Here is a 705-nt window from a genome sequence, read left to right as displayed (position 1 = left end):
TCGCCCTGACGGCGATTCGCCTTTCCTTGCCCCGCTACGCGGGAAAGTCGGCTACACCTCCGGGCTGAAGCCCGGAGTACTGCCGACGATCCCGATAGCGACCCTGCCAGTCGTCATCCAGCCTGGCGTCAGCACTGCCCGCTCCAGGGCGCGAGGGAAGACCGCCGAGGTCACGACCGGCGGCGGCCGCCACCCGCCGCGAGCCTGATGGTCCGCCCACTGAGTCCGGTCCGCACCCCGCCCACGGCCCTCCACTCTCCGTCGGGAGGGCGTTTGTGCTGTTCAGGGCGGGTTCACCCACACGCAGAAAAGCGCCGGACCCTCCCCCGGTGATCGCGGGGAGAGTCCGGCGCTGTCCGGCTGTCACCGGGTTTCTGCGGGTGGCCACGGTGAGTACGCGGTGGCGCTTCCGAGCGCCCGTCAGGCGGTCTCTGACACCTCGGGGCAGAAAAGGCCGTGGGAGCTGCGGGCGGAAGGGAGGCCCGAAGCCGCCTCGCCGAGTTGGGGAGACGGGCGGTTCGGCCTGCGGAGACCGTATCGCCCGTACCCTTCATGGTGTCTACGGCGTCACACAGCGGGCGCCAAACCACTGGAGGCAATACCTCGTGCTGATTGCTCAGCGTCCGTCCCTGACCGAAGAGGTCGTCGACGAGTTCCGCTCCCGGTTCGTGATCGAGCCGCTGGAGCCGGGCTTCGGCTACACCC

General features: G+C 69.5%; 1 protein-coding gene and 1 pseudogene. Both read left to right on the top strand.

The window, feature by feature from the left end; genetic code table 11:
* On the top strand, window positions 1-208 hold a 208-nt coding region (locus OP79_RS56705), incomplete at its 5' end, for a hypothetical protein (RefSeq protein WP_211271026.1).
* Between the two features lie 397 nt (window positions 209-605).
* Window positions 606-705, top strand: a pseudogene (locus OP79_RS55045) (DNA-directed RNA polymerase subunit alpha); the annotation flags it as partial.

Origin of the sequence: Streptomyces yerevanensis (genome assembly GCF_000716805.1) — a bacterium.
Lineage (GTDB): Bacteria > Actinomycetota > Actinomycetes > Streptomycetales > Streptomycetaceae > Streptomyces > Streptomyces flaveus.
The sequence above is the reverse complement of the archived record's forward strand: the minus strand, read 5'-3'. Positions and strand labels throughout refer to the sequence as shown.